This is a genomic window from Limnospira sp. PMC 289.06 (genome assembly GCF_032350395.1).
In the GTDB taxonomy this organism is placed as follows: domain Bacteria; phylum Cyanobacteriota; class Cyanobacteriia; order Cyanobacteriales; family Microcoleaceae; genus Limnospira; species Limnospira platensis.
Genome location: NZ_JARPLC010000500.1, coordinates 1 through 422 on the forward strand (window position 1 = coordinate 1; position 422 = coordinate 422).

At 58.3% G+C, this 422-nt stretch carries 1 pseudogene; it reads left to right on the forward strand.

Annotated elements, in window-relative coordinates:
• Window positions 1-422 (forward strand): annotated as a pseudogene (locus P5674_RS25985) (WD40 repeat domain-containing protein); the annotation flags it as partial.

The window sequence follows — 422 nt, forward strand, 5'->3', positions numbered from 1 at the left end:
AAACTGTGGGATTTGGAGCAGGGGAGGGAACTCGCTACCCTCTCTGGGCATAGTTTCTGGGTAAATGCAGTGGCGATCGCCCCCGACGGGAAACGAGCCGTGTCTGCATCCTCGGATAACACCCTGAAACTGTGGGATTTGGAGCAGGGGAGGGAACTCGCTACCCTCTCTGGGCATAGTGGATGGGTAAATGCAGTGGCGATCGCCCCCGACGGGAAACGAGCCGTGTCTGCATCCTCGGATAACACCCTGAAACTGTGGGATTTGGAGCAGGGGAGGGAACTCGCTACCCTCTCTGGGCATAGTGGATGGGTAAATGCAGTGGCGATCGCCCCCGACGGGAAACGAGCCGTGTCTGCATCCTCGGATAACACCCTGAAACTGTGGGATTTGGAGCAGGGGAGGGAACTCGCTACCCTCTC